The sequence below is a fragment of the Rhizobium nepotum 39/7 genome (assembly GCF_000949865.1).
Lineage (GTDB): Bacteria > Pseudomonadota > Alphaproteobacteria > Rhizobiales > Rhizobiaceae > Agrobacterium > Agrobacterium nepotum.
In genome coordinates this window covers 113752-136227 of the sequence record NZ_JWJH01000009.1, presented here as the reverse complement: position 1 = coordinate 136227, position 22476 = coordinate 113752, and the positions used below count along the sequence as shown (strand labels likewise).

The following is a 22476-nucleotide window of genomic DNA, read 5'->3' as shown; positions in this document are numbered from 1 at the left end:
CGGCGTGGAAAATCTCCCTACCGGCGGCGGGATCGGCGCGACGCTGTGTTATCAAGGGAAAAAACGGTTAACCGGGCGTTGCAGGCCGAGATGATCGCGCAATGTCGGTCCTTCATAGTCCCTTCGGAACAGACCGCGTCTTTGCAGTTCCGGTACGAGGAGGGTGGTGAAAGCGTCGAGACCGGCGGGCAGGAAGGGGAAGGTGACGTTGAAGCCGTCCGAGCCCTCTTCGTAGAGCCATTGCTCCATCTCATCGGCAATCGTCTGCGCCGTGCCGACGAATGCGAGACCCGCATAACCGCCCAGCCGCTGGGCGAGCTGGCGCACCGTCAGGCCTTCGCTTCTGGCGAGTTCGATCACCCTTTCACGGCTGGATTTACTCGCATTCGTTTCGGGAATGTCCGGCAATGGACCATCGGGATCGAAGCCGGAAACATCATGGCCGAGCGCAATCGAAAGCGAAGCGATCGCGCTTTCATAATGGACGAGACTGTCGAGCCGGGCGCGCTTGGCTTTTGCCTCCTCGACGGTATCGCCGACCAGAACGAAGGCGCCCGGCAGGATGACAATGCCGTCGCGGGAACGGCCCGCCGCGACGGTCCTGTCCTTGACGTCTTTGTAAAAGACCTTTCCCGCTGCAAGGGTAGGTGTTGCCGCAAAAACGACCTCTGCGGTTTCGGCGGCAAGCTGGCGTCCTGGCTCCGACGCTCCAGCCTGAACGATGACGGGCCAACCCTGCACCGGACGCGCGATATTGAGCGGCCCGCGCACGGAAAATTCAGGCCCCTTGTGGTTGAGAACGTGCATTTTTTCAGGATCGAAGAACAGGCCGCTATCGACGTCCCGGATAAAGGCTTCATCGGAGAAGGAGTCCCAGAGGCCGGTGACGACATCGTAAAATTCCCGCGCGCGTCCATAACGCTCCGTGTGATCAGGTTGTTCTTCCCGACCGAAATTCAGCGCCGCATCCGGGTTTGACGTGGTGACGATGTTCCAGCCGGCGCGGCCATTGCTGAGGTGATCGAGAGAGGCGAAACGCCGCGCCACATGATACGGCTCATCGAATGTTGTGGAGGCGGTGGCGACAAGACCTATGCGGGAAGTGACGGCTGCTAGCGCCGAAAGGAGGGTGAAGGGCTCGAAAGACGTCACGGTATGGCTGCGGCGCAGGGCTTCCGTCGGCATGTTCAGCACCGCCAGATGATCGGCCATGAAAAACGCATCGAATTTTGCGGCTTCGAGTTGTTGCGCGAAGCGCGCCAGATGGGCGAAATTGAAATTGGCGTCCGGGAAGGATCCCGGATAACGCCATGCACCCGTGTGGAGACTGACGGGCCGCATAAAGGCGCCGAGATGCAGTTTGCGGTCATTTGCCATTAGGCTTCACTCTCTCATTGGTGTTTCTGATCCGGGCGGCTTGTCTTGTCGATTGCTGCGAACAACCGCAGGCAGGCCCGATCCTCATCGCGACGATATCCCTGCCGGAGGATTGGCGCGGCAAACACTATTCCGATAGTGACTTTCAAACCGAATGATTTTTCCTGAAATCATCCATTTCGCATGATCTCTTTGCCGGCAACGGGTTTGCCTTAGCCTTGTTGGCCGCAGGAACCGGCTGGCGACGTGCCACCCGTGGCGACTGTCAAACGAATGGCAGCGTATTTTTCACATGGGATTTTATGCACTAAAACGAAGTAAATTCAGTATATTGTCTGATGTGGTTAATGTAGTTTGTTCTTTCGGGCTTGCTGATCGAGATCGATAAAAAACACGTCGATTCCACGTCCGGCGCGGTTGGAACATTCCCAAACCGCGCTGGACTGTTTCGCGCTCAAACGCCCACTGTCAAACCGTCAGCAGTTTCTCGTTACCGATGCGGGGAGCCACGATGGCTCCTTCGATTTCGATCCGCTTGCCCGTGGCGGGGTCAAAGAAGTGGAGGTGGTTGGGGGGCAGTTCGAAGTGGATGCGCTGGCCGGGTTTGACCAGCAGATCCTCGCCAATGGCGGCGGAGAAGGTCTCGCCGGCAATATCCGCATGCACGATGCGGCCGGAACCTAGTTCTTCCACGAAATCGACGGTTGCCAGCACGCCCGCACCTTCGGTGCTGACCAGGCATTGTTCCGGGCGGATGCCCACCGTCACGTCGCGGCCGCGTAGTTCCAGTGCTGTTTCGGGGAAGAGTTTGACCGGCGTGCCGCCCAGCATCACGGCAGGAGATTCGACTTCCACCCGCGTGTTGAACAGGTTCATGGCCGGTGAGCCGATGAAGGAGGCGACGAAGGTGCTGGCCGGGCGGTGATAGATATCGAGCGGATGGCCGACCTGCTCGACATTGCCCTTGTTCATCACCACCAGGCGGTCGGCCAGCGTCATGGCTTCCACCTGGTCGTGGGTGACGAAGACGGAGGTGGCGGACAGGCGCTGGTGCAGCTTGCGGATTTCAGCGCGCATCGTCACGCGCAGCTTGGCGTCGAGGTTGGATAGCGGCTCGTCGAACAGAAACACCTGCGGTTCGCGGATGATTGCACGGGCCATGGCCACACGCTGGCGCTGGCCACCGGAAAGAGCGGCGGGCTTGCGCTCGAGAAAGTCGGAAAGGCCGACGATCTTTGCCGTTTCCTCGACGCGGCGCAGGCGCTCGGCCTTGGCGACGCCGGCGACTTTCAGCGCATAACCGATATTGCCTGCCACCGTCATATGCGGATAAAGCGCATAATTCTGGAACACCATGGCGCAACCGCGCTCGCGCGGCTCCAGCGTGTTGACGACACGCCCGCCAATGGCGATTTCACCTGACGTGATATCCTCCAGCCCGGCGATCATCCGCAGAAGCGTGGATTTGCCGCAGCCAGAGGGGCCGAGGATGACGACGAATTCACCGGTTTCGAAAGTGAGATCCACGCCGTGCAGGGTCGGGGTCTTGCCGTAGGATTTGCGGACCTGCCGAATATCGATCTGAGCCATGATACTGAAAACCTTGTTGTTGAAAACCGCGCCGTCACTTGTCGGACGAGACGAGACCGCGGACGAACCAGCGTTGCAGGAACGCCACGACGAGAAGCGGCGGCAAGATGATGATGAGGGAACCGGCAAGCGTGACGTTCCAGTCCGGAGTGCCGTCCTCGGAGGGCAAAAGCGCGCGCAACGACATCATCACCGTCTTGTAGGAGGGGTCGGTGACCATCAGCAGCGGCCACAGATACTGGTTCCACGATGAGACGAAGAGAATGGTGGTGAGGGCCAGCATGTTGGTGCGCGACAGCGGCAGCAGCACGTCGAAAAAGAAACGCACGGGGCCGGAACCGTCCATGCGCGCCGCTTCCGCAAGCTCGTCCGGAAGGGTCATGAAAAACTGCCGGTAGAGAAAGGTGCCGGTGGCCGTGGCGACAAGCGGCAGCGACAGACCCGCATAGGAATTCAGCAGGTTCCATTCGACATTGATTTCGACACCGCTGACCAGCGCTATGAGGTAGCGGAACGGCTGGAACACATCCGCCGCCACGGCATAGGTCGGAACGGCGCGAATTTCGAGCGGCAGCATCAGCGTGATGAAGACGGACCAGAAGAACAGGTGTTTCAGCGGCGAACGGAAAAACACGATGGCGAAGGCGGTGAGCGCGGACAGAGCCACCTTGCCCGCCGTGACGAGCGAGGCCATCACCAGGCTGTTGAACATGGCGGTGCCGAGATTGGCGCGGTTCCAGGCGGTGCCGAGATTGTTGAAAAGCTCGCCCTGCGGCATGAAGCTGAAGGGCGTGTGGTTGACCTGCTGCACCGTCTGGCTGGCGCCTGCCAGCACCACGATGAAGGGGCCGATGAGAAGCAGAAGTCCCGCGACCATGACCACGTAGGTCAGGGCGTCGGCATAGGGCGTGCGCTGGATCATCTCTCAGGCCTCACTTGTAATGGACGCGCCGCTCGATGAAGCGGAACTGGATGAAGGTGAAGACCATGATGAGACCGATCAGGACGATGGTTTGTGCCGAGGCGCCGGAATAGTTCAGCCCTTCGAAGGCCTCGGTGACGATGCGGTAAACCATCACATCGGTGGCGCGGTTGGGGCCGCCTGCCGTCAGCGAATGTACGATGCCGAACGTGTCCTGGCCGACGAAACCCTCGGTCATCATCGTCACCATCAGGAAGAACAGCGTGGGTGCGAGCAACGGCACCTGAATGTCTATGGCGCGGCGGATCGGGCCGGAGCCGTCCATTGCAGCGGCTTCCGTCAGCGAACGGGGTACGGATTGCAGGCCGGCGAACAGGAAGATGAAGGTGTAGCCCGCCCATTTCCAGATGAAGATGGCGATGACGAGCGCCAGTGCATGTTCGCCGTATTTGGCCGGGTTCCAGATGTCCGGCCAGGTGGCGTTCAGTGACGCGGCAAGCCCGCGCTCCGGCGACAGGATGAAGCGGAAGGCCATGCCGGCGGCGGGGCCTGCGATGGCGAAGGGCAGGATATACAGAACCCGGAAAAATCCGGAGCCGGGAAGCTGGCGATCGACGGAGAGAGCCAGAACGAGGCCGATCGATATGGCGACGAAGGGGCCGACGGTCGCGAAGATCAGGCTGACAGTAACGGAATGCCAGTAGAACGGATCGGAGAAGACTTCCTGGAAATTGGCGAAACCGACGAATTCCGCCGCGCCGCCAAAGGGCGGTTGAAGGGTGAAGGCCCAGTTGATCACCGCCGCCACGGGCCAGTAGAAGAACAGGAGGATCAGTGCCAGCTGCGGCAATGCGAACAGCAGCGGCAACCATGTGCTTTTGAAAACGGCGCGCTTTTCCATGAAATATCCGAAACAGAAAATGGCATTAAGGGTTTGCCCGTGCGGACACGGGCAAACCCAGGCGAAAAGGACCGGCTTAGTTCAGCTTGGCGCCGGCATAGGTCTTTTCGAAGCGGCGCAGATTGGCGTTCGAACGCTCGACAGCCTTGTCGAGTTCGGCCTGAATGTCGGCGTTCTGCATGAAGATGGCTTCGAGCGAGGTCGAAACTTCCTTGCGGATCTGCGTGAAGCCGCCGAGGCGGATGCCGCGTGTGTATTCGGAAGGCGGCGTAAACGTCAGGCTTTCGATCGCCTTTTCACGGCCCTTATAGGGAGCCTTGTCGTAGAAGCCGTTGGCCTTCATGGCGTCGAAGCCGGTCTTGGTAACCGGGATGTAGCCTGTAACGGTCGACCACCACTCAACCATATCGGGCTGGGCGATGAAGTTCAGGAATGCGGCCGCACCCTTGTATTCGGCGTCCGGACGACCGGCCATGACCCAGAGCGAGGCGCCGCCAACCAGCGAGTTGTGGCGCTCGGTGCCCTTCCAGATCGGCAGCATGGCAACGTCCCACTTCACGCCTTCCGGCATAGCCTTGCCGACGGTGCCGTGGCCGGCGATCGAGGACATGAACATCTGGCAGGTCTGCGAGGTGAAGGCGGGCAGGATGTCCATACCGAGCTGCTTGGTCTTGACGACGAACAGCTTCTCGTCCTGCATCTTCTTGAAGAATTTGACCTGATCGACGAACTTCGTCTTGTTGATCGTCAGTTCGGCGTCGAGACCCTGATAACCGTTGCCCTTGGTGGCGATCGGCTGGTTGTGGATGGCGGAGAACTGCTCCATCAGCATCCAGGTATCGAAATTAAAGGCCAGCGGGCACTCGAAACCGGCGGTTTTCAGCTTCCTGGCGGCCTCTTCGACCTGTTCCCAGGTGTCGGGCTTGAAGGTGATGCCAGCTTTTTCGAAGGCGTCGACATTGTAATAAAAGACGGCGGTGGAGGAATTGTAGGGGAAGGAGTTCAGCTCGCCGTCAGCCGTCGCATAATAATTGGCGATGCCGGGGAAATAGTTGTTCCAGTCGATCTTGTAACCGTTGTCGGCCATCAGCTTCTTGGCGGGAATGAAAGCCTTGGACAGCATCATGTCCAGCGTGCCGGCATCGTAGATCTGGGTGATGGCGGGCTGCTTCTTGGCGCGGTAGGCGGCAATGGTGTTCTGCAACGTGGCGTCGTAATCGTTCTGCGAGGTGCAGACGATTTCGAATTCAGCCTGGGAGTCGTTGAACTTCTTGCAGGTTTCCTGAACGCGGTCGCCGAGATCGCCGGAAAGGCCGTGCCAGAATTCGAACTTGGTCTTTTCTGCGTGGGCAGCCGTGGCGCCGAAGGCGGCGGCCATGGCAACGCCGGCCACGAAAGAGGTCAGAGCGGAAGGTTTCATGAGGTGAGCCCCGTTGATGGAATAATGGCATGATCGGCAAGGACGTCACATCCTCAGCACGAAGCCATGGGCTCTGCTAGCAGCCGTTTTTGACGGATAGCTTACATTTTGTTGAACGTTTTGTGATGACTGGCCGCGCAGGGAGATCTGCGCGGCGGAGCAGGCGGGATAAAAACCGTAGAGACGGATTTCCACTTATTTTACATTCTCTTACGGTTTTGAAGCAACTTCGCTACTTGCTGCTGAATAGTGCGCCAGCATCAACCGCGACGTGCGGCTTCGATGGCGGCGACGTCGATTTTCGTCATATTCATCATTGCCGCAAAGGCGCGTTTGGCCTCCGCGCCGCCCACTGCCATGGCTTCCATCAGCACGCGCGGGGTGATCTGCCAGGAGATACCCCATCTGTCCTTGCACCAGCCGCAGACGCTTTCTGCGCCGCCATTGCCGACGATGGCGTTCCAGTAACGGTCGGTTTCCGCTTGATCCTCGGTTAGGATCTGGAACGAAAAAGCTTCGCTGTGCTTGAATTCCGGCCCGCCATTGAGGCCGACGCAGGGCACGCCGACGACCGTGAATTCCACCAGCAGCACATCCCCCTCCTTGCCGGAGGGATAGTCGCTCGGTGCATAGTACACCTTGCTCACCGCGCTGTCGGGAAAGGTCTCGGTGTAAAACCTGGCGGCTGCCTCGGCGTCCTTGTCGTACCAGATGCAGATCACATTCTTCTTCATTTGCGTCTCCTCCGAAATTCAGGCCCCATTCGGCATAGAATGCTACTATGCGGCGAACGTTCCGAAAGTAGCGGAGAAAAGGCACAGTTTTACGATTGAAGAACAGTGGAAGGTCTGGGAAAATCTTCTCGATCGCCTGATAATCGGTGCATCGCGCCTGGAATTTGCGGGGAAATTCGTTTGGCAGAGATATCGACGGGCCACATCGGCCTTGCTCTCTGGTTTCTGGCTTTGGCCTGCGGCGCGGCCGGGGCTGAGGAGCCGGCTGCGGGAAAGCCGACCTGTACCTACACCCATGATGTTGCGCCGGAATTATGCATCCGCGTTGGCAGTTACAATAACGATCTGTGTCACGCCATCGAGGTTCTGGCCGGGCGCCATGCCGTGCCACCGGATTATTTCGCCCGGCTCATCTGGCGGGAAAGCCTGTTCCGGGCCAATGCGGTCAGCCCGAAAGGCGCTGAGGGCATAGCCCAGTTCATGCCGGGAACGGCAAGGCTGCGCGGCCTTAAAGACAGCTTCAACATCATCGCCGCGCTGGAGGCGTCCTCCCGTTATCTCTCGGAGCTGAATGTGCAATTCGGCAATTTCGGCCTTGCAGCCGCGGCTTATAATGCCGGCGAGGCGGGATTGCGGACATTCATCGCCACCGGCCGGTTGCCGACGGAAACCCGGGATTACGTGTTCGCGATAACGGGATATCCCGCGGAGACATGGAAGGACAATCCACCGGAAAAGGCGGCCCCGGCGCTGGATGACAAACGGCCCTTCATCGATGCCTGCCTGCGTCTGGCAGATACACGAACGATGAACGATCCCGTCCTCATCTCATCAGCCGACTGGGCGCCCTGGGGCGTGCAGCTTGCCGCGCATTATAATCCGGCGGTGGCAAACCGGCTTTTTACCCGTGCGATAGGCCGGTTGTCCGGGCCGCTTAATGCCGAGCGGGCATTGATCGTGCGGCAGCGAGGCGGAAATTTCGGTTCGCGCCCACGTTATGCCGCCCGCATCGGCCGCGACACACGCGGCGAGGCCAATGAGCTTTGCGGTGAAATCCGGCAGGCCGGCGTTTCCTGCACCGTATTTCGCAACCGGTAGAGAATGCCGGCATGGTGGACGTCGATCATGACAAGTTGATCGGCATTTTGGCCGCTCCTTCTTTCAGCGCAAGATGATCGATCCTAGATTGCGCTGACACGGCGGCGAAAACGCATCGGCCGGTGGCATTTTGTGAGGGAAGAAACTGAAAAAAATGAGATGGCTCGAAACGGGATGTCTGGTCGGTATGCTTACTATTGTTTCGGCGTGCGCCAGCACCGGACAGGCGGAGGTTTCCCGCACCGTGGCAAGCCTCGTGGGTCAGCCCCGGGAGGCGGCTATCGCCAGATTTGGCCGCCCCAACAAGGTCATTATCGAGAACGGTGAAACGGAGTCCTATTGGCTGAAGGTCGAGGTCGAGACCTATGCCGGTCTCAGCAACAGACGGGAGGCCCGTATCGTGAACGGGCAGACGCAGATATCTGAAACCGAGGGCATGAAAATCAAGGAGCATCGCCGCGACTGCATCATCAAGGTCACTGCGGATGCTGCCTCCATCATCAAGACGAGCGAAATCATCGGCAATCCGGCGAGTTGCGAAAATATTACAAATCGTCCGCATTCTTGAGATAGGTCAAGGTGATGTTTCCCCCGGCAGCCCAAACCACCGTAACAACCGGATTGTGAGCGGTCTCCTAATATGCGACCATCCGTGCTGGAGGAAGTATGCATGGTATCGACGCTGTCGCATATACGGGAGATCGAACGTGTCGGCATGGGGGCGGTCAGCCCGCGTGATACGTCCGTCATCCAGTCATGGCTGCGCTGTCTGAACGACTACAAGCTTGACCCCACGATCGCGCAGGAAGCCTATATCGTGCCGGAGCTGAAGCTTCGGGAGCATCGCGAGCAGGCCGAGGAGTTGATCCGCATCGGCCGCTCCGGTCTTGAAGCCCTGTTCAATCAGATTGCCGAGCAGAACTATGTCCTGCTGCTGTCGGATGCACGCGGCGTCACCGTCGATTTCATGGGCGACCCGACCTTCGACAACCAGTTGCGTCGGGCAGGGCTCTATCTCGGCTCTGAATGGTCCGAAAATCGGGCCGGCACCTGCGCCGTCGGCGCCTGCCTCGTTTCCGGCGAGCCGGTGATCATCCATCAGGATGACCATTTTGACACCAGCCATATCGGGCTGACCTGCACCGCGGCTCCCATCTTCGACACGCTGGGTGATCTTACCGCCGTGCTCGATATTTCCCAGCTGCGCTCGCCGACGGCCAAGGCCAGCCAGCAACTGGCGCTGCATCTCGTCGCCTCCACCGCGCGGCGTATCGAGCTTGCCAATCTGATGACCCGCACCCGCAATGACTGGGTGTTGCGTCTTGCCCGTTCGCCTGAGTTCCTCGATGTCGATCCTGATGCGGCGATTGCCCTCGATGGCAGCGGGCGCATTACCGGCATGACCCATGGCGGTTTCGGGGCGCTCGCGCGCTCCATGAACATGCACGGCCTTGCTACCCGCGATTTTCTCGGCAAGCCGATTTCTTCGGTCTTCGATATCGACGTGGACGACCTGCCGCGCTTCATGCGCGGGCGGCCGAATGGCGAACGGCTTTTGCGCGCGCGCAATGGTCTGGTGCTTTTTGCCAGCGCCATCGCGCCCGCCGTCAGCATTCGCACACCCCTTGCGCCGGAGCCACGCTTGCCTCGGGCGCTCCGGGATCTGAGCGACGGCGATATGGCGATGGAGAAGGTGCAGGCACGGGCCGCAAAGCTCGCTGCCCGCGATATTCCGATCCTCATTCAAGGCGAAACGGGAAGCGGCAAGGAATATCTGGCGCGGGCAATCCACGACAGCTGCGGCAGCGGCGGCAATTTCGTCGCCGTCAATTGTGCGGCAATCCCTGAGCATCTCATCGAATCCGAATTGTTCGGCTACGCGCCGGGCGCTTTCACCGGCGCCAGCCAGAAGGGCAAACGCGGCCTCATCGAAGAGGCAAGCGGCGGCACATTGTTTCTGGATGAGATCGGCGATATGCCGCTTTCCCTGCAAAGCCGCCTGCTGCGTGTGCTCTCGGAAAACGAGGTGCAGCCGGTCGGTGCATTGAAGGCGAAGCCGGTTCGTCTGAGGGTGCTGTCCGCCTCGCATCGCGATCTTGCCGAGCTGGTGAAGGAAGGCCGTTTCCGGCAGGACCTCTATTATCGCCTGAATGCGGCAACGGTGACGCTGCCGGCGCTGCGGGAGCGTGAAGATCTCGGCTGGCTTATCGACCAGTTTCTCCGGCGCATCGAGAAGGAAAACGGCGAGGCCTATCGGATCGATACGGCGGCGCGGGAAATCCTGCTTGCCCATGACTGGCCGGGCAATCTGCGCGAACTTTTCAATGCCCTGCGTGTTGCAGCCGCACTCTGCGATGGCGGCACCATCGATCCCGGTTGCCTGCCGGAACACCTTTTCACCGAGGCTGCCACCGACACGTCTCGGAATGACGACGATCTGCGCCGGGCGCTGCAGGACTGCGGCAATAATGTCTCGGCGCTGGCGCGGAGCCTCGGCGTTAACCGCTCCACCATCCACCGTCGTCTCAAACGCCTGAACTGATGCGTCTGGACTGATGTGCCCGAGCTGGCGCAACTGCTGCAACACCTGTTGCGCACGACCTGTTGCATTCGTCTGCCGGAATGAAATCGCGTTTTCGCAACCCGTTGAAAACACGACGTAATAGAGCATATCCCATTCTGGCATGCCGCTTGCTGAACTTCCTGTGCAAGAACAACAGGAGGAAATGCAATGAAAGCACTGCGCTTTCACGCCGCCAAGGATCTACGCATCGAAGATGTGGATACGCCGCCCGAGCCCGGTCCGGGCGAGGTGTTCGTCGAAAACAAATTTTGCGGCATCTGCGGCACGGATCTGCACGAATACGCCTATGGCCCGATCTTCGTGCCGAAGGAGCCGCATCCTTTCACCGGGGCATACGGTCCGCAAATTCTCGGTCATGAATTCGGCGGTGTCGTCAAGGCCGTGGGCAAGGGCGTCAGCCATGTAAAGCCCGGCGACCGGGTGTCGATCCAGCCGCTCATCATGCCGCGCCATGGCGATTATTATGCCGATCGCGGTCTCTATCACCTGAGCGCCAATCTCGCACTCGCCGGCCTGTCCTGGCACTCCGGCGGCATGGCGCAGGCCGCTCTTCTCAACGACTATAACGTTCAGCCGATACCGGACACGCTTACCGATCAGGAAGCGGCCCTCATCGAGCCGACGGCAGTCGCCGTTTATGCCTGCGACCGTGGCGGCGTGACGGCCGGTAGCAGCGTGCTTGTCACCGGTGCCGGACCGATCGGGATTCTCGTCGCCATGGCGGCGCGTGCGGCCGGTGCCTCGCAGATATTCCTTTCCGATCTCAACGATACGCGTCTGGCGCTGGCGCGGGAGGCGCTTGGCGAGGTGCGCACGATTAATCCCAAGACGGAAAAGGTCGGCGATGTCATCCGGGCCGAGACCGAAGGCAATGTCGGCTGCGATGTCGCCATCGAATGCGTTGGCAATGAATATGCGCTGAAGAACTGCGCCGATGCCGTGCGCAAGCAGGGCGTCGTGGTGCAGACCGGCCTGCACCCCGGCGAAAACCCGTTGAACTGGTTCGACGTGACCTTCAAGGACATCGATATTCGCGGTTCCTGGGCCTATCCGACCCATTATTGGCCGCGCGTTGCCCGGCTGATCGCCAGTGGCCAGATTCCGGCAAGCCGGATCGTCACCAAATATGTCTCGCTCAGCGAAGCGGTCACGGAAGGGTTCGACCAGTTGCTCGACCCGGCCGGCAAACATCTGAAAATCCTGATCGACCTGTCGCGATAGGCCGATCCGTCTTGCGGGGCGGTTGAGGAGCCGTCCCGTTTTCACATTGAGCAGGAGGAGGAACACATGCTCGAAAAAACCCCCACCACCCGCCTTCAGGCGCTTCTCGATACGTTCAGGGCAGCACTCGAAGCCGGCCGCATCGACGATGCCGTCAATCTGTTTGCCGAGGATTGTTACTGGCGCGATCTCGTCGCCTTTACCTGGAATATCAAGACCGTTGAGGGCCGCGATCAGGTGCGAGACATGCTGCAATCGCAGCTTTCGACGGCCAGACCCTCACACTGGCGCATCGCCACCGGCGAGGAGGCAACGGAAGCGGACGGCGTGCTGGAAAGCTGGATCACCTTCGAAACGGCAACCGGGCGCGGTTACGGTCTGGTTCGCTTCAAGAACGGGCAGATATGGACGCTGCTGACGGCGCTTTCCGAACTGAAGGGCCACGAGGAGAAGTCGGGTTTCACCCGCCCGCTCGGCGCCCGGCATGGCCAGAACCTTGGCGCAAAAACGTGGCAGGAGGAGCGCGAGGAGGAAGCGCGCACGCTCGGCTACGACAAGCAGCCCTATACCGTCATCATCGGTGGCGGTCAGGGCGGCATCGCGCTGGGTGCGCGGCTGCGCCAGCTCGGCGTGCCGACGATCATACTTGAAAAGAATGACCGGCCGGGTGACAGCTGGCGCAAGCGCTACAAGTCGCTCTGCCTGCATGACCCGGTCTGGTACGATCATCTGCCCTACATCGATTTCCCGAAGAACTGGCCGGTCTTTGCGCCCAAGGACAAGATTGGCGACTGGCTGGAATTCTACACCAAGGTGATGGAGCTGAATTACTGGACCCGCTCCACCGCCAAGTCCGCCAAATGGGACGAGGCGGCGAAGGAATGGACGATCGTCGTTGATCGCGACGGCGAGGAGGTGGTGCTCCGGCCGAAACAACTGGTCTTTGCCACCGGCATGTCCGGCAAGGCCAATATTCCCGAGTTCAAGGGTCGGGACCGGTTCAGCGGCGATCAGCACCATTCTTCGCAGCACCCGGGGCCGGATGGTTATAAGGGCAAGAAGGTGGCGGTCGTCGGCTCGAACAATTCAGCCCACGATATCTGTGCCGCGCTCCATGAAGCGGGTGTCGACGTCACCATGATCCAGCGCTCGACCACCCATATCGTCAAATCCGACACGTTGATGGATATAGGGCTCGGTGCGCTCTATTCCGAACAGGCGCTGGCGAATGGCGTGACGACGGCGAAGGCCGATCTCATCTTCGCGTCGCTGCCTTACCGGATCATGCATGAGTTCCAGATCCCGCTTTACGACAGGATGCGGGAGCGTGATGCCGACTTCTACGCCGCGCTGGAAAAAACCGGGTTCCAGCTCGACTGGGGTGCGGACGGCTCTGGCCTCTTCATGAAGTATCTGCGGCGCGGCTCCGGTTATTATATCGATATCGGCGCCTCGCAGCTCATCATCGACGGCAAGGTGAAGCTCGCCGCCGGTCAGGTGGACGAGATCACGGAGAACTCGATAAAACTTGCCGATGGCAGGGAGATTCCCGCTGACGTCATCGTCTATGCGACAGGCTACGGTTCGATGAATGGCTGGGTCGCTGATCTCATCGATCAGGAAACAGCGGACAGGGTCGGCAAGGTCTGGGGGCTAGGCTCGGATACGCCAAAGGATCCCGGACCATGGGAAGGCGAGCAGCGCAACATGTGGAAGCCGACGCAACAGGAGGCGCTGTGGTTCCACGGCGGCAACCTGCACCAGTCGCGCCATTATTCGCAATATCTCGCCTTGCAGTTGAAGGCGCGGATGGAGGGCATTAAAACGCCGGTCTATGCGCTTCAGCCGGTTCACCACACGCGCTGAGCGGACTGGGTATTCCCGGCAAACACACGATGAAAGGAGAGGGCGGAACATTCCGCCCTCGCTTTTTATCGGAAATGCGGCGCGAGGAACGCTAGGGCGGCAGGGTTCGGTTTCTGTGGATCGCCGCAACCGGTGTTGTTAGTGTGAGCCTCTGCGCATATGTTGGAGTACTCAATCTCGATTTCCGGCCAAAGCGGACAGCAGAACAATGACCTCCCAGTTGGATTTTTTCGCTTCCGCGACGGCGCGGCTTCCCCAGGCTGAACGGGGGCGAAAAGCGGGTGGCCGCGAAACGGCGCAGAAGACGGTTCCTGACGATGAGGTTCTGGCCGCATATCTCGAATCCACCGGCCAATACCGCATCTTGCGCAAGCTGCAGCCGCGCGCGATCAGCGAGCAGCCCAGGCCGGGATTTCCACGCCATGGTGTCATCCTCGATACCGAGACGACGGGCCTTAACCACCGAACTGACGAGATCATCGAAATCGGCGTCATCACCTTCACATTCGACGATCAGGGGGCGATCGGCGATGTCACCGGCGTCTATGGCGGGTTGCGACAGCCGGGTATCGCCATTCCGGAGGAGATCACGCGGCTGACGGGCATCACCGATGAGATGGTTGCCGGGCAGGCGATAGACATCGACCTGCTGACCTCTCTCATTGCCGATGCCGATTTGATCATCGCCCACAATGCCGGCTTCGACCGTCCCTTTTGCGAAGCCTTCTCGCCGATCTTTCGTGACAAAGCCTGGGCCTGCTCGGTTTCGGAGATTGACTGGAGTGCGCGGGGCTTCGAGGGCAGCAAGCTTGCCTATCTGATCGGGCAATCCGGCTATTTCCACGACGGCCATCGCGCCGTCGACGATTGTTTTGCGTTGCTGGAGGTGCTGGAACAGCAGCGCCCCGGCCAAAGCGGGACGCCCTTCATGGAACTCCACGAGGCCAGCCAGCATTCCCGGGTCCGCATTTATGCCGAAAACAGTCCGTTCGACATGAAGGATCATCTGAAAAAGCGGAGCTACCGCTGGTCGGATGGTTCCGATGGCCGGCCGAAATCCTGGTGGGTGGAACTGCCGGAAGAAAAGCTCGAAGACGAGCTGCATTTCCTTCGAACCGAGATTTACCGCTGGGACGCCGATCCCACGGTCAAACACCTCACGGCTTTCGACCGGTTCAAGGCGGGTTAAGACGAAAGCTCCCTGGCAAGGCCGTCGCGGTTATATAGCTTTGCATTTTTTGGGTGCATGTCGATTTTCTTGCTTAAATTTTAAGCGAGCAGGTGCGGCAATTTTAGGTATTTTTTGATTTTAAAAGAATAATCCGTTCTGGCATGGGCCTTGCTTTCAGTCTTGTATGCAAGATTTACATACCAGGCAGGACCGTCAGATAAACATCGAAGAAGCCATCATTTCCGGCATTCTTTCGGCGCGCATCCGGCCGGGCACGCGGCTCAGCGAAAATCAGCTGGCTGGACTTTTCTCCGTTTCGCGCACCCGGGTACGGGAGGCGATGATGCGGCTGGAAACGCGCGGCATCGTCCATGTCAGTGCACGGCGGGGGTGGTTCGTCGTCGAGCCTTCCGCCGAGGAGGCAATGACCATCTACGAGGCGCGGCGGATCATCGAATCCGGATTGCTGCGCAGCATGCGGGTTCTGTCGGAGGAGGGGCGCAAGGTTCTCCTCGCGCATCTCGAGGAAGAGAGGGTCGCGATAGCCGCTGCCGACCGCCAGCGCCTTACCTGCCTGATGGGCGATTTCCATATCCGCATCGCGGAGCTTTGCGGCAATGCCGTGCTCATCGAGCTGCTGCGCGATCTCACCGCCCGGACAATTCTGATTTCCATGCTCTACCAGTCGGAATTCCACGCCCTCCAGTCCCATGAGGGGCACTGCCGGATTTTCGACGCCATGGCTGCGGGCGATTTCGTGAAGGCGGCGGAACTTTCCATAGAACATCTCGACGAGGTGGAAACCGGCCTCGACCTCACACGCCGCCCGGACCCACTCGCGGGCCTTCGCCACTCGCTCGCCTTGCCGGAAATGAATGCCGGCGATCCGGACAAAATCCATACGCAACAAAAATCATCAAAAGGAGAATGACAGATGATCTTCAGACGGACACTCATCGCTGCCGCAGCAATGGCGACCGCTTTTGGTCTTTCCGCGCCCGCCAAGGCGGATGCCCTTGCCGACATCACTGCACGCGGAACGCTGCGTGTGGCCGTGCCGCAGGATTTCCCGCCCTTCGGCAGCGTTGCGGCTGATATGACCCCCCAAGGTTACGACATCGACATGGCCAAGCTGATCGCCGACAAGTTGGGCGTGAAGGTGGAACTCGTGCCGGTCACCAGCGCCAACCGCGTTCCCTATCTCCAGACCAACAAGGTTGATCTCGTGATCTCCAGTCTTGGCAAGAACGCGGAACGCGAAAAGGTCATCGATTTCTCTGATGCCTATGCGCCCTTCTTCAACGGCGTTTTCGGCCCGACCGATCTTGCGGTCTCCAAGGCCGAGGACTTGACGGGCAAGACCGTCGCCGTCACCCGTGGCTCCGTCGAGGATCTGGAACTGACTAAAGTTGCGCCTTCGGACGCCACCATCAAGCGCTACGAGGACAATAACGGCACCATCTCCGCCTTCCTTTCCGGCCAGGCGGAAGTCGTTGCGACCGGCAATGTGGTCGCAGCCGCAATTCTCGCCAGGAACCCGCCGAAGCGCCCGGAAATGAAGTTCCTCATCAAGAACTCTCCCTGCTACATCGGCCTCAACAAGAGCGAGACGGCCCTGCTTGAAAAGGTCAACGCCACCATCGCGTCAGCCAAGGCGGACGGTTCGCTGAATGCGATCGCCGCCAAATGGCTCGGCCAGGATCTGCCGAAAGATCTTTGATCACCCTTTACCCTGGTCATCCCGGACCCGCCGGGATGACGCCTTTCTCCACCGGCGCAAGGGGACAGTTTCTTGAGCTATCAATTTGATTTCCTGTGGCTTGGCGAATATTGGCCACAAATTGCCAAAGGCATTGCCATTACCAGCCAACTTACGCTGGTCGGCGGCGTGGTCGGCGTCTCGCTCGGCATCGCCTGCGCCTGGGCCAGGGCGCTGGGCCCTTCATGGCTGAAGCCCGTGGTCGGCACCTATGTGGAACTCATCCGCAACACGCCCTTCCTCATCCAGCTGTTCTTCATCTTCTTCGGCCTGCCATCGCTTGGTTTCAAGCTTTCGGAGCTGACCGCGGCCAATCTGGCGATGATCGTAAATCTCGGCGCCTATAGCTGCGAAATCATCCGTGCCGGTATTCAGGCGACGCCGAAGGGCCAGTTCGAGGCGGGCGCGAGCCTTGCCATGACGCGCTTCGAAACCTTCCGCCATGTGGTGCTGACGCCTTCGCTGCAACGCATCTGGCCGGCGCTCTCCTCGCAGGTGGTGATCGTCATGCTCGGCTCGGCGGTTGTCTCGCAGATTGCCGTGGAAGACCTGACCTTTGCAGCGAACTTCATCCAGTCGCGTACGTTCCGCGCCTTCGAGGCCTACATCCTGTCAACTATCATCTACCTGCTGCTCGCCATCCTGCTGCGGCAGGGCATGCTGGCGCTCGGCAGCTTTCTCTTTCCGAGGAGGGCGGCACGATGACCGAATTCACTCTGTGGGACATTCTGCGCAATCTTTTGCTTTCCGCCCGCTGGACGCTGCTGCTCTCGCTCGTTTCCTTCATTGGCGGCGGCATGGTCGGCATTGTGCTTCTGTGGCTGCGCATCAGTCCGCGCCGGGCTTTGAACCGTGCGGCCCGCATCTATATCGAAGTCTTTCAGGGCACACCGCTTCTGATGCAGCTCTTCATCGCCTTCTTCGGTCTCGGTCTCTTCGGGATCGATGTTCCTGCCTGGCTTGCGGCGGGCGTTGCGCTGATCCTCTGGACGGCCGCGTTTCTTGCGGAAATCTGGCGTGGCTGCGTGGAGGCGATTGCCAAAGGGCAATGGGAAGCTTCGGCCAGCCTCGCCATGGGCCGCCTGCAACAGATGCGTTACGTCATTCTGCCGCAGGCGATGAAGATCGCCATTCCGCCGACGGTCGGTTTCTCCGTACAGGTCGTCAAGGGTACCGCGCTCACCTCCATCATCGGTTTCGTCGAACTGTCCAAGGCCGGCACGATCGTTACCAACGCCACCTTCCAGCCTTTCACCGTCTACGGGCTGGTCGCTCTCATCTACTTCGCTCTCTGCTGGCCGCTGTCGAAGTCCAGCCAGTTCCTCGAAAGGAAGCTCAATGTCGCTCATCGAAATCACTGAAGTCCACAAGAGCTTTGGCGACAATGAGGTACTGAAGGGCATAAATCTGGATGTCGAACCCGGCGAGGTGATCGCCATCATCGGGAAAAGCGGCTCCGGAAAATCGACACTGCTTCGCTGCATCAACGGGCTGGAGACGATCAGCAACGGTTCGATCCAGGTGGCGGGTGCGCAATTGCTGGACGACGAGCTGCATCTGAAGGCATTGAGGCTGAAGGTCGGCATGATCTTCCAGCAGTTCAATCTCTTTCCGCATCTGACGGCCGGCGGCAATGTCATGCTTTCGCAGATGGTGGTGAAGAAGGTCACCAAGCCGGAGGCAGAGGTGACGGCGCGCAAGATGCTGGAGCGTGTCGGGCTGGCGCACAAGTTCGATGCCTATCCGGACGAACTGTCCGGCGGCCAGCAGCAGCGTGTGGCGATTGCCCGTGCCCTTGCCATGCAGCCGATCGCCCTTCTCTGCGACGAGATCACCTCGGCGCTCGACCCCGAACTCGTGTCCGAGGTGCTGGCTGTCGTGCGCGAGCTGGCAAAGGAGGGCATGACGCTGTTGATGGTGACGCATGAAATGAAGTTCGCCCGCGACGTCTGCTCGCGCGTCGTCTTCATGCATCAGGGACGTGTGCACGAAATCGGCCCGCCGGAAGAGGTTTTCGCCAATCCCCGGACGCCGGAACTCAAGCAGTTCCTCGGCATGCTTTGAGCAGCGTGCCGACGCAATGTCACCTGCCCGGTGCGTGTGTCGGCATCGCCAAGATCGCATACAATTTCTACATCGAATCGAAAACAATCGCTGCAATTTTGAGCAGCCCGATGGCCGGACCAGCGGCCATATAAAAATTCCCATTTTATATCAAAGACAAAGCAGACTGGCACGCCTCCTGCATAACAAAGACGTCGCAGGAGAGTGTTCATGAGCAAAGCCGCAGCAATCGACATCGCTTCCGTTTCCAAGATTTATGGAAACACCACAGCCGTGCACGCGATAAGCCTCAAGATTCCGGCTGGAAGCTATTGCTGCCTGCTCGGTCCGTCGGGCTGCGGAAAAACCTCGACGCTGCGGATGATTGCCGGTCACGAAAGCATTTCAAGCGGTGATATCAGGCTTGGCAATGTGGTGGTGACCGATCTGCCGCCCGCCAGACGCGGCACGGCGATGATGTTCCAGTCCTATGCGCTGTTTCCGCATCTCGATCTCGTCGACAACGTCGCCTTCAGCCTCAAGATGAAGGGGGTGGACAAGGAAACGCGCCGCGCCAAGGCGTTGGAGATGCTGCAGCTCATGCAACTTGAGCCCTATGCGACCCGACGCCCGGCGCAACTGTCCGGCGGGCAGCAGCAGCGCGTGGCGCTGGCGCGCGCATTGATCACCGATCCTGAGGCGCTTCTGCTGGACGAGCCGCTTTCGGCACTCGACCCTTTCCTCAAAATTCGCATGCGCGCCGAGTTGAAGAAGCTTCAAACCTCGCTCGGCATTACCTTCGTCCACGTCACCCATAGCCAGGAAGAGGCCATGGCGCTGGCCGATGTCATCGTCGTCATGAATGACGGCCGCATCGAGCAGGCGGCGACGCCGCGCGAGCTGTTTGAGCGCCCGGCCACCGCTTTCGTCGCCCGCTTCATGGGCGACCACAATGTCATTTCCGGACGCTTCAAGGAAAAGAACGGCGATCTCGTTACGCTGGAGGTTGCAGGCGGCGGCGCCTTCACCGCAAGCGGCATTGTCCCGGATGACGGCGCGGTCGATATCGCCGTTCGTACCGACCGCGTGCGCGTCGGTGAGGCGGATCAACCCGGTTTCGGTTTTACCGGCATCGTCTCGAATGTCGAATATCGCGGTGCAAGCGTGAAGATCGCCGTGACCGGCGCGGGCATTGAGGATTTCAACGCCATCCTCAGTGACGTCGCCTTCTTCGAAAAGCCGGTAAAGACCGGCGACGCCATACCGCTTTCATGGAATGCGGCCGATGCCATCGTGCTCGGCCGGGTAGACAAGTGACCCCAATAATAACCAGAGGAGAACTTTGAAATGACCGATACCTCCAAGATCAAGACTGGCCTTTCCCGCCGCGGCCTTCTGAAGGCGGGTGCCGCCGCAACCGGTGCGGCGATCGGCTCCGGCCTCATCACCGGTTTCCCGACCATCTGGGCGCAGAATCCGATCACCATCCGCCAGTTCGGCACCGGTGTATCGAACCTCAACGCCATTGCCGAAAAGTGCAAGGCCGACCTTGGCATCACGCTCGAGATGACGGCGACGGATTCGGATGCGGCCGCCCAGCGCGCCGTCACCCAGCCGAACTCCTACGACATCGCCGATATCGAATACTGGATCCTCAAGAAGGTTTATCCGGCAGGCGTCATCCAGCCGATGGAAATCAAGAAGCTGAAATATTACGACAAGATCGTGCCGCTGTTCAAAAACGGCAAGCTGACGCCGGACAGCGTCGTGGCGCAGGGCACAGCCCCGCACACGGTCGGTTTCGTCGAAAAGCCCGGCGACAAGACTTTCGCCAAGGGTGAGACCGATTATTTCACCATGGTTCCGACGATCTACAATGCCGATACGCTCGGCATCCGCCCCGATCTCGTCGGTCGCGATATCACCAGCTGGGCCGATATCATGGATCCCAAGTTCAAGGGCAAGGCCTCCATCATCAATATCCCCTCCATCGGTATCATGGATGCGGCGATGATCATGGAAGCCACGGGCAACATCAAATATGTCGACAAGGGCAACATGACCAAGGAAGAGATCGACAAGACGATCGATTTCCTCATCAAGGCGAAGAAAGACGGCCAGTTCCGTGCCTTCTGGAAGAGCTTCGATGAAAGCGTCAACCTCATGGCGTCGGGTGAAGTCGTCATCCAGTCCATGTGGTCGCCGGCCGTTGCTGCCGTCCGTTCCAAGGGCGTTGCCTGCAAATACCAGCCGTTGAAGGAAGGTTATCGCTCGTGGGGCGGTGGTCTCGGTCTTGCCAAGCACCTCTCCGGCGCCAAGCTCGATGCGGCCTATGAATATATCAACTGGTACACCTCCGGCTGGGTCGGCGCCTATCTCAACCGTCAGGGCTACTACTCCGCCGCCATGGATACGGCGAAGGAACACATGTCCGCCGACGAGTGGGGTTACTGGGTCGAAGGCAAGCCCGCGCAGGGCGACATCATCGCGCCTGATGGCAAGGTCATGGAGAAGGCCGGTGCGGTGCGCGACGGCGGTTCCTTCCAGGAACGCATGGGCAAAGTCGCCTGCTGGAACTCTGTCATGGACGAGGACCGTTACATGGTTCGTCGCTGGAACGAGTTCATCGCGGCTTGATATATGCAAAAGACAAGACTGGCGGCTGATAACCGCCAGTCTTGAGAACGGCAGGGCGTCCCAACTTCTCAACCGCCATCCTCGGGCTTGACCCAAGGATCTAACGATCCACCACATCAGAGGTGGTTGGATCCTCGGGTCAAGCCCGAGGATGACGTCGAGAGTGTGGAGGACTTTTCAACATGCTCGCCGGCGACCTTGCCGCCGGTGCATCCGCAAATTCAGGGAAAGGCCCCCGATATGGTGACAGTCAGATTCATCGGCGTGAGCGAAAAAAAGGACAAGCCGTCCCGCAGCTTCGCCCTGCCGCAAAAGCTTGTGTCCTATGTTCAGGCCACACCGCTTTTCCTGATCCTCGGCTTTTTTCTGGCTTTGCCGATCGTCATGATCGCCGTCGTCAGTTTCTGGGATTATGATTTCGCCCAGATGTATCCGGGCTTCGTGACCTTCAACTATGCCGAAACGCTCGGTTCCTGGGTCACATGGCAGACCTATATCAACACGCTGAAATTTGCCGCCATCGTCTGGGCGATCACGCTATTCTGCGGTTTCTGGGTCGCCTATTTCCTCGCTTTCCATATCCGCACCACCACCATGCAGATGGTTCTGTTCCTCATCTGCACTGTGCCGTTTCTGACGTCCAACATCATCCGCATGATTTCCTGGATTCCCGTTCTCGGGCGCAACGGGCTGGTCAACAGTGCGCTGGTCAGCGCCGGCATCGTACCTGCGCCGATCGAATGGCTGCTTTATTCGGATTTCGCCGTGGTGCTGGCCATGGTGCATCTTTATACGCTGTTCATGGTCACACCGATCTTCAACACGCTGATGCGCATCGACAAATCGCTGATCGAAGCGGCACGTGATGCCGGTGCGAGCGGCTGGCAGACCCTCTGTAACGTCATCATTCCGCTTGCCAAACCCGGCATGGCGATCGGCAGCATCTTCGTCGTGACGCTGGTCATGGCTGATTTCTCCACGGTTCAAGTCATGTCCGGCGGGCAGAGCGCGTCGGTGGCGCTGATGATGAAGAACCAGATGTCGCTGCTGCAATATCCGGCGGCTGCGGCAAATGCCGTCATCCTGCTCATCCTCGTTCTTCTGATGGTCGCGGGCATCCTGCGCATCGTCGATATCCGCAAGGAGCTGTGAC

General features: G+C 59.6%; 20 protein-coding genes. 14 read left to right on the top strand and 6 right to left on the bottom strand.

What is annotated here, in order from left to right:
* Positions 1–51: 51 nt before the first annotated feature.
* From RS75_RS11490 to RS75_RS11465, 6 genes are all read right to left on the bottom strand, one after another.
* Positions 52–1377, bottom strand: a complete 1326-nt coding sequence (locus RS75_RS11490; protein WP_045020436.1) for an LLM class flavin-dependent oxidoreductase — start codon at positions 1375–1377, stop codon at positions 52–54.
* A gap of 468 nt (positions 1378–1845) precedes the next feature.
* Positions 1846–2967, bottom strand: coding sequence for a sn-glycerol-3-phosphate import ATP-binding protein UgpC (locus RS75_RS11485; RefSeq protein WP_045020434.1), 1122 nt, complete (start codon positions 2965–2967; stop codon positions 1846–1848).
* Positions 2968–3001: 34 nt separating this feature from the next.
* The gene (locus tag RS75_RS11480) at positions 3002–3889 is read right to left on the bottom strand and encodes an ABC transporter permease subunit (RefSeq protein ID WP_045020432.1); all 888 of its coding nucleotides are present in this window, start codon (positions 3887–3889) and stop codon (positions 3002–3004) included.
* A gap of 10 nt (positions 3890–3899) precedes the next feature.
* Positions 3900–4790: a carbohydrate ABC transporter permease gene (locus tag RS75_RS11475; protein WP_045020429.1), complete on the bottom strand. Its 891-nt coding sequence runs from the start codon at positions 4788–4790 to the stop codon at positions 3900–3902.
* 76 nt (positions 4791–4866) lie between these two features.
* Complete coding sequence (locus RS75_RS11470) at positions 4867–6210, bottom strand: extracellular solute-binding protein (protein WP_045020428.1); 1344 nt, start codon at positions 6208–6210, stop codon at positions 4867–4869.
* Positions 6211–6470: 260 nt separating this feature from the next.
* A complete protein-coding gene (locus RS75_RS11465) occupies positions 6471–6944 on the bottom strand; it encodes a VOC family protein (RefSeq protein WP_045020426.1) in 474 nt (157 codons plus the stop codon).
* A gap of 180 nt (positions 6945–7124) precedes the next feature.
* Here RS75_RS11465 and RS75_RS11460 point away from each other — a divergent pair, with 180 nt between their 5' ends.
* The 14 genes from RS75_RS11460 (at position 7125) to RS75_RS11395 (ending at position 22475) form a co-directional block, all read left to right on the top strand.
* Positions 7125–8042 carry a transglycosylase SLT domain-containing protein gene (locus RS75_RS11460; protein ID WP_234704256.1) on the top strand — a complete coding sequence of 306 codons (918 nt, stop codon included), beginning with the start codon at positions 7125–7127 and terminating at the stop codon, positions 8040–8042.
* 154 nt (positions 8043–8196) lie between these two features.
* A complete protein-coding gene (locus RS75_RS11455) occupies positions 8197–8610 on the top strand; it encodes a hypothetical protein (RefSeq protein ID WP_045020424.1) in 414 nt (137 codons plus the stop codon).
* 102 nt (positions 8611–8712) lie between these two features.
* Positions 8713–10584: a sigma-54-dependent Fis family transcriptional regulator gene (locus RS75_RS11450; RefSeq protein ID WP_045020422.1), complete on the top strand. Its 1872-nt coding sequence runs from the start codon at positions 8713–8715 to the stop codon at positions 10582–10584.
* A 189-nt stretch (positions 10585–10773) separates the two neighbouring features.
* A complete protein-coding gene (locus RS75_RS11445) occupies positions 10774–11847 on the top strand; it encodes a 2,3-butanediol dehydrogenase (protein ID WP_045020421.1) in 1074 nt (357 codons plus the stop codon).
* Positions 11848–11913: 66 nt separating this feature from the next.
* The gene (locus RS75_RS11440) at positions 11914–13713 is read left to right on the top strand and encodes an NAD(P)/FAD-dependent oxidoreductase (protein ID WP_045020420.1); all 1800 of its coding nucleotides are present in this window, start codon (positions 11914–11916) and stop codon (positions 13711–13713) included.
* A 208-nt stretch (positions 13714–13921) separates the two neighbouring features.
* The gene (locus RS75_RS11435) at positions 13922–14902 is read left to right on the top strand and encodes a 3'-5' exonuclease (protein ID WP_045020419.1); all 981 of its coding nucleotides are present in this window, start codon (positions 13922–13924) and stop codon (positions 14900–14902) included.
* A 166-nt stretch (positions 14903–15068) separates the two neighbouring features.
* On the top strand, positions 15069–15815 hold the full coding sequence (locus RS75_RS11430; protein ID WP_045020418.1) for a GntR family transcriptional regulator: 747 nt from the start codon (positions 15069–15071) through the stop codon (positions 15813–15815).
* A 3-nt stretch (positions 15816–15818) separates the two neighbouring features.
* Entirely contained in the window at positions 15819–16604 is a 786-nt protein-coding gene (locus RS75_RS11425) for a transporter substrate-binding domain-containing protein (protein ID WP_045020417.1), read from the top strand.
* Positions 16605–16676: 72 nt separating this feature from the next.
* A complete protein-coding gene (locus RS75_RS11420; protein WP_045020416.1) occupies positions 16677–17348 on the top strand; it encodes an amino acid ABC transporter permease in 672 nt (223 codons plus the stop codon).
* On the top strand, positions 17345–18004 hold the full coding sequence (locus RS75_RS11415) for an amino acid ABC transporter permease (protein WP_045020415.1): 660 nt from the start codon (positions 17345–17347) through the stop codon (positions 18002–18004). The genes RS75_RS11420 and RS75_RS11415 overlap by 4 nt, the downstream gene beginning before the upstream one ends.
* Positions 17982–18707, top strand: coding sequence for an amino acid ABC transporter ATP-binding protein (locus RS75_RS11410; RefSeq protein WP_045020413.1), 726 nt, complete (start codon positions 17982–17984; stop codon positions 18705–18707). Before RS75_RS11415 ends, RS75_RS11410 begins: the two co-directional genes overlap by 23 nt.
* Positions 18708–18917: 210 nt before the next feature.
* Positions 18918–20003, top strand: coding sequence for an ABC transporter ATP-binding protein (locus RS75_RS11405; RefSeq protein WP_045020411.1), 1086 nt, complete (start codon positions 18918–18920; stop codon positions 20001–20003).
* Between the two features lie 30 nt (positions 20004–20033).
* A complete protein-coding gene (locus RS75_RS11400; RefSeq protein ID WP_045020409.1) occupies positions 20034–21323 on the top strand; it encodes an ABC transporter substrate-binding protein in 1290 nt (429 codons plus the stop codon).
* A 240-nt stretch (positions 21324–21563) separates the two neighbouring features.
* Positions 21564–22475, top strand: coding sequence for an ABC transporter permease (locus RS75_RS11395; protein ID WP_045020407.1), 912 nt, complete (start codon positions 21564–21566; stop codon positions 22473–22475).
* Position 22476: the final 1 nt, after the last annotated feature.

Coding starts and splice junctions, on each gene's coding strand:
- RS75_RS11490 (WP_045020436.1), bottom strand. CDS start 1,377: ATGGCAAATGACCGCAAACTGCATCTCGGCGCCTTTATGCGGCCCGTC.
- RS75_RS11485 (WP_045020434.1), bottom strand. CDS start 2,967: ATGGCTCAGATCGATATTCGGCAGGTCCGCAAATCCTACGGCAAGACC.
- RS75_RS11480 (WP_045020432.1), bottom strand. CDS start 3,889: ATGATCCAGCGCACGCCCTATGCCGACGCCCTGACCTACGTGGTCATG.
- RS75_RS11475 (WP_045020429.1), bottom strand. CDS start 4,790: ATGGAAAAGCGCGCCGTTTTCAAAAGCACATGGTTGCCGCTGCTGTTC.
- RS75_RS11470 (WP_045020428.1), bottom strand. CDS start 6,210: ATGAAACCTTCCGCTCTGACCTCTTTCGTGGCCGGCGTTGCCATGGCC.
- RS75_RS11465 (WP_045020426.1), bottom strand. CDS start 6,944: ATGAAGAAGAATGTGATCTGCATCTGGTACGACAAGGACGCCGAGGCA.
- RS75_RS11455 (WP_045020424.1), top strand. CDS start 8,197: ATGAGATGGCTCGAAACGGGATGTCTGGTCGGTATGCTTACTATTGTT.
- RS75_RS11450 (WP_045020422.1), top strand. CDS start 8,713: ATGGTATCGACGCTGTCGCATATACGGGAGATCGAACGTGTCGGCATG.
- RS75_RS11445 (WP_045020421.1), top strand. CDS start 10,774: ATGAAAGCACTGCGCTTTCACGCCGCCAAGGATCTACGCATCGAAGAT.
- RS75_RS11440 (WP_045020420.1), top strand. CDS start 11,914: ATGCTCGAAAAAACCCCCACCACCCGCCTTCAGGCGCTTCTCGATACG.
- RS75_RS11435 (WP_045020419.1), top strand. CDS start 13,922: ATGACCTCCCAGTTGGATTTTTTCGCTTCCGCGACGGCGCGGCTTCCC.
- RS75_RS11430 (WP_045020418.1), top strand. CDS start 15,069: ATGCAAGATTTACATACCAGGCAGGACCGTCAGATAAACATCGAAGAA.
- RS75_RS11425 (WP_045020417.1), top strand. CDS start 15,819: ATGATCTTCAGACGGACACTCATCGCTGCCGCAGCAATGGCGACCGCT.
- RS75_RS11415 (WP_045020415.1), top strand. CDS start 17,345: ATGACCGAATTCACTCTGTGGGACATTCTGCGCAATCTTTTGCTTTCC.
- RS75_RS11410 (WP_045020413.1), top strand. CDS start 17,982: ATGTCGCTCATCGAAATCACTGAAGTCCACAAGAGCTTTGGCGACAAT.
- RS75_RS11405 (WP_045020411.1), top strand. CDS start 18,918: ATGAGCAAAGCCGCAGCAATCGACATCGCTTCCGTTTCCAAGATTTAT.
- RS75_RS11400 (WP_045020409.1), top strand. CDS start 20,034: ATGACCGATACCTCCAAGATCAAGACTGGCCTTTCCCGCCGCGGCCTT.
- RS75_RS11395 (WP_045020407.1), top strand. CDS start 21,564: ATGGTGACAGTCAGATTCATCGGCGTGAGCGAAAAAAAGGACAAGCCG.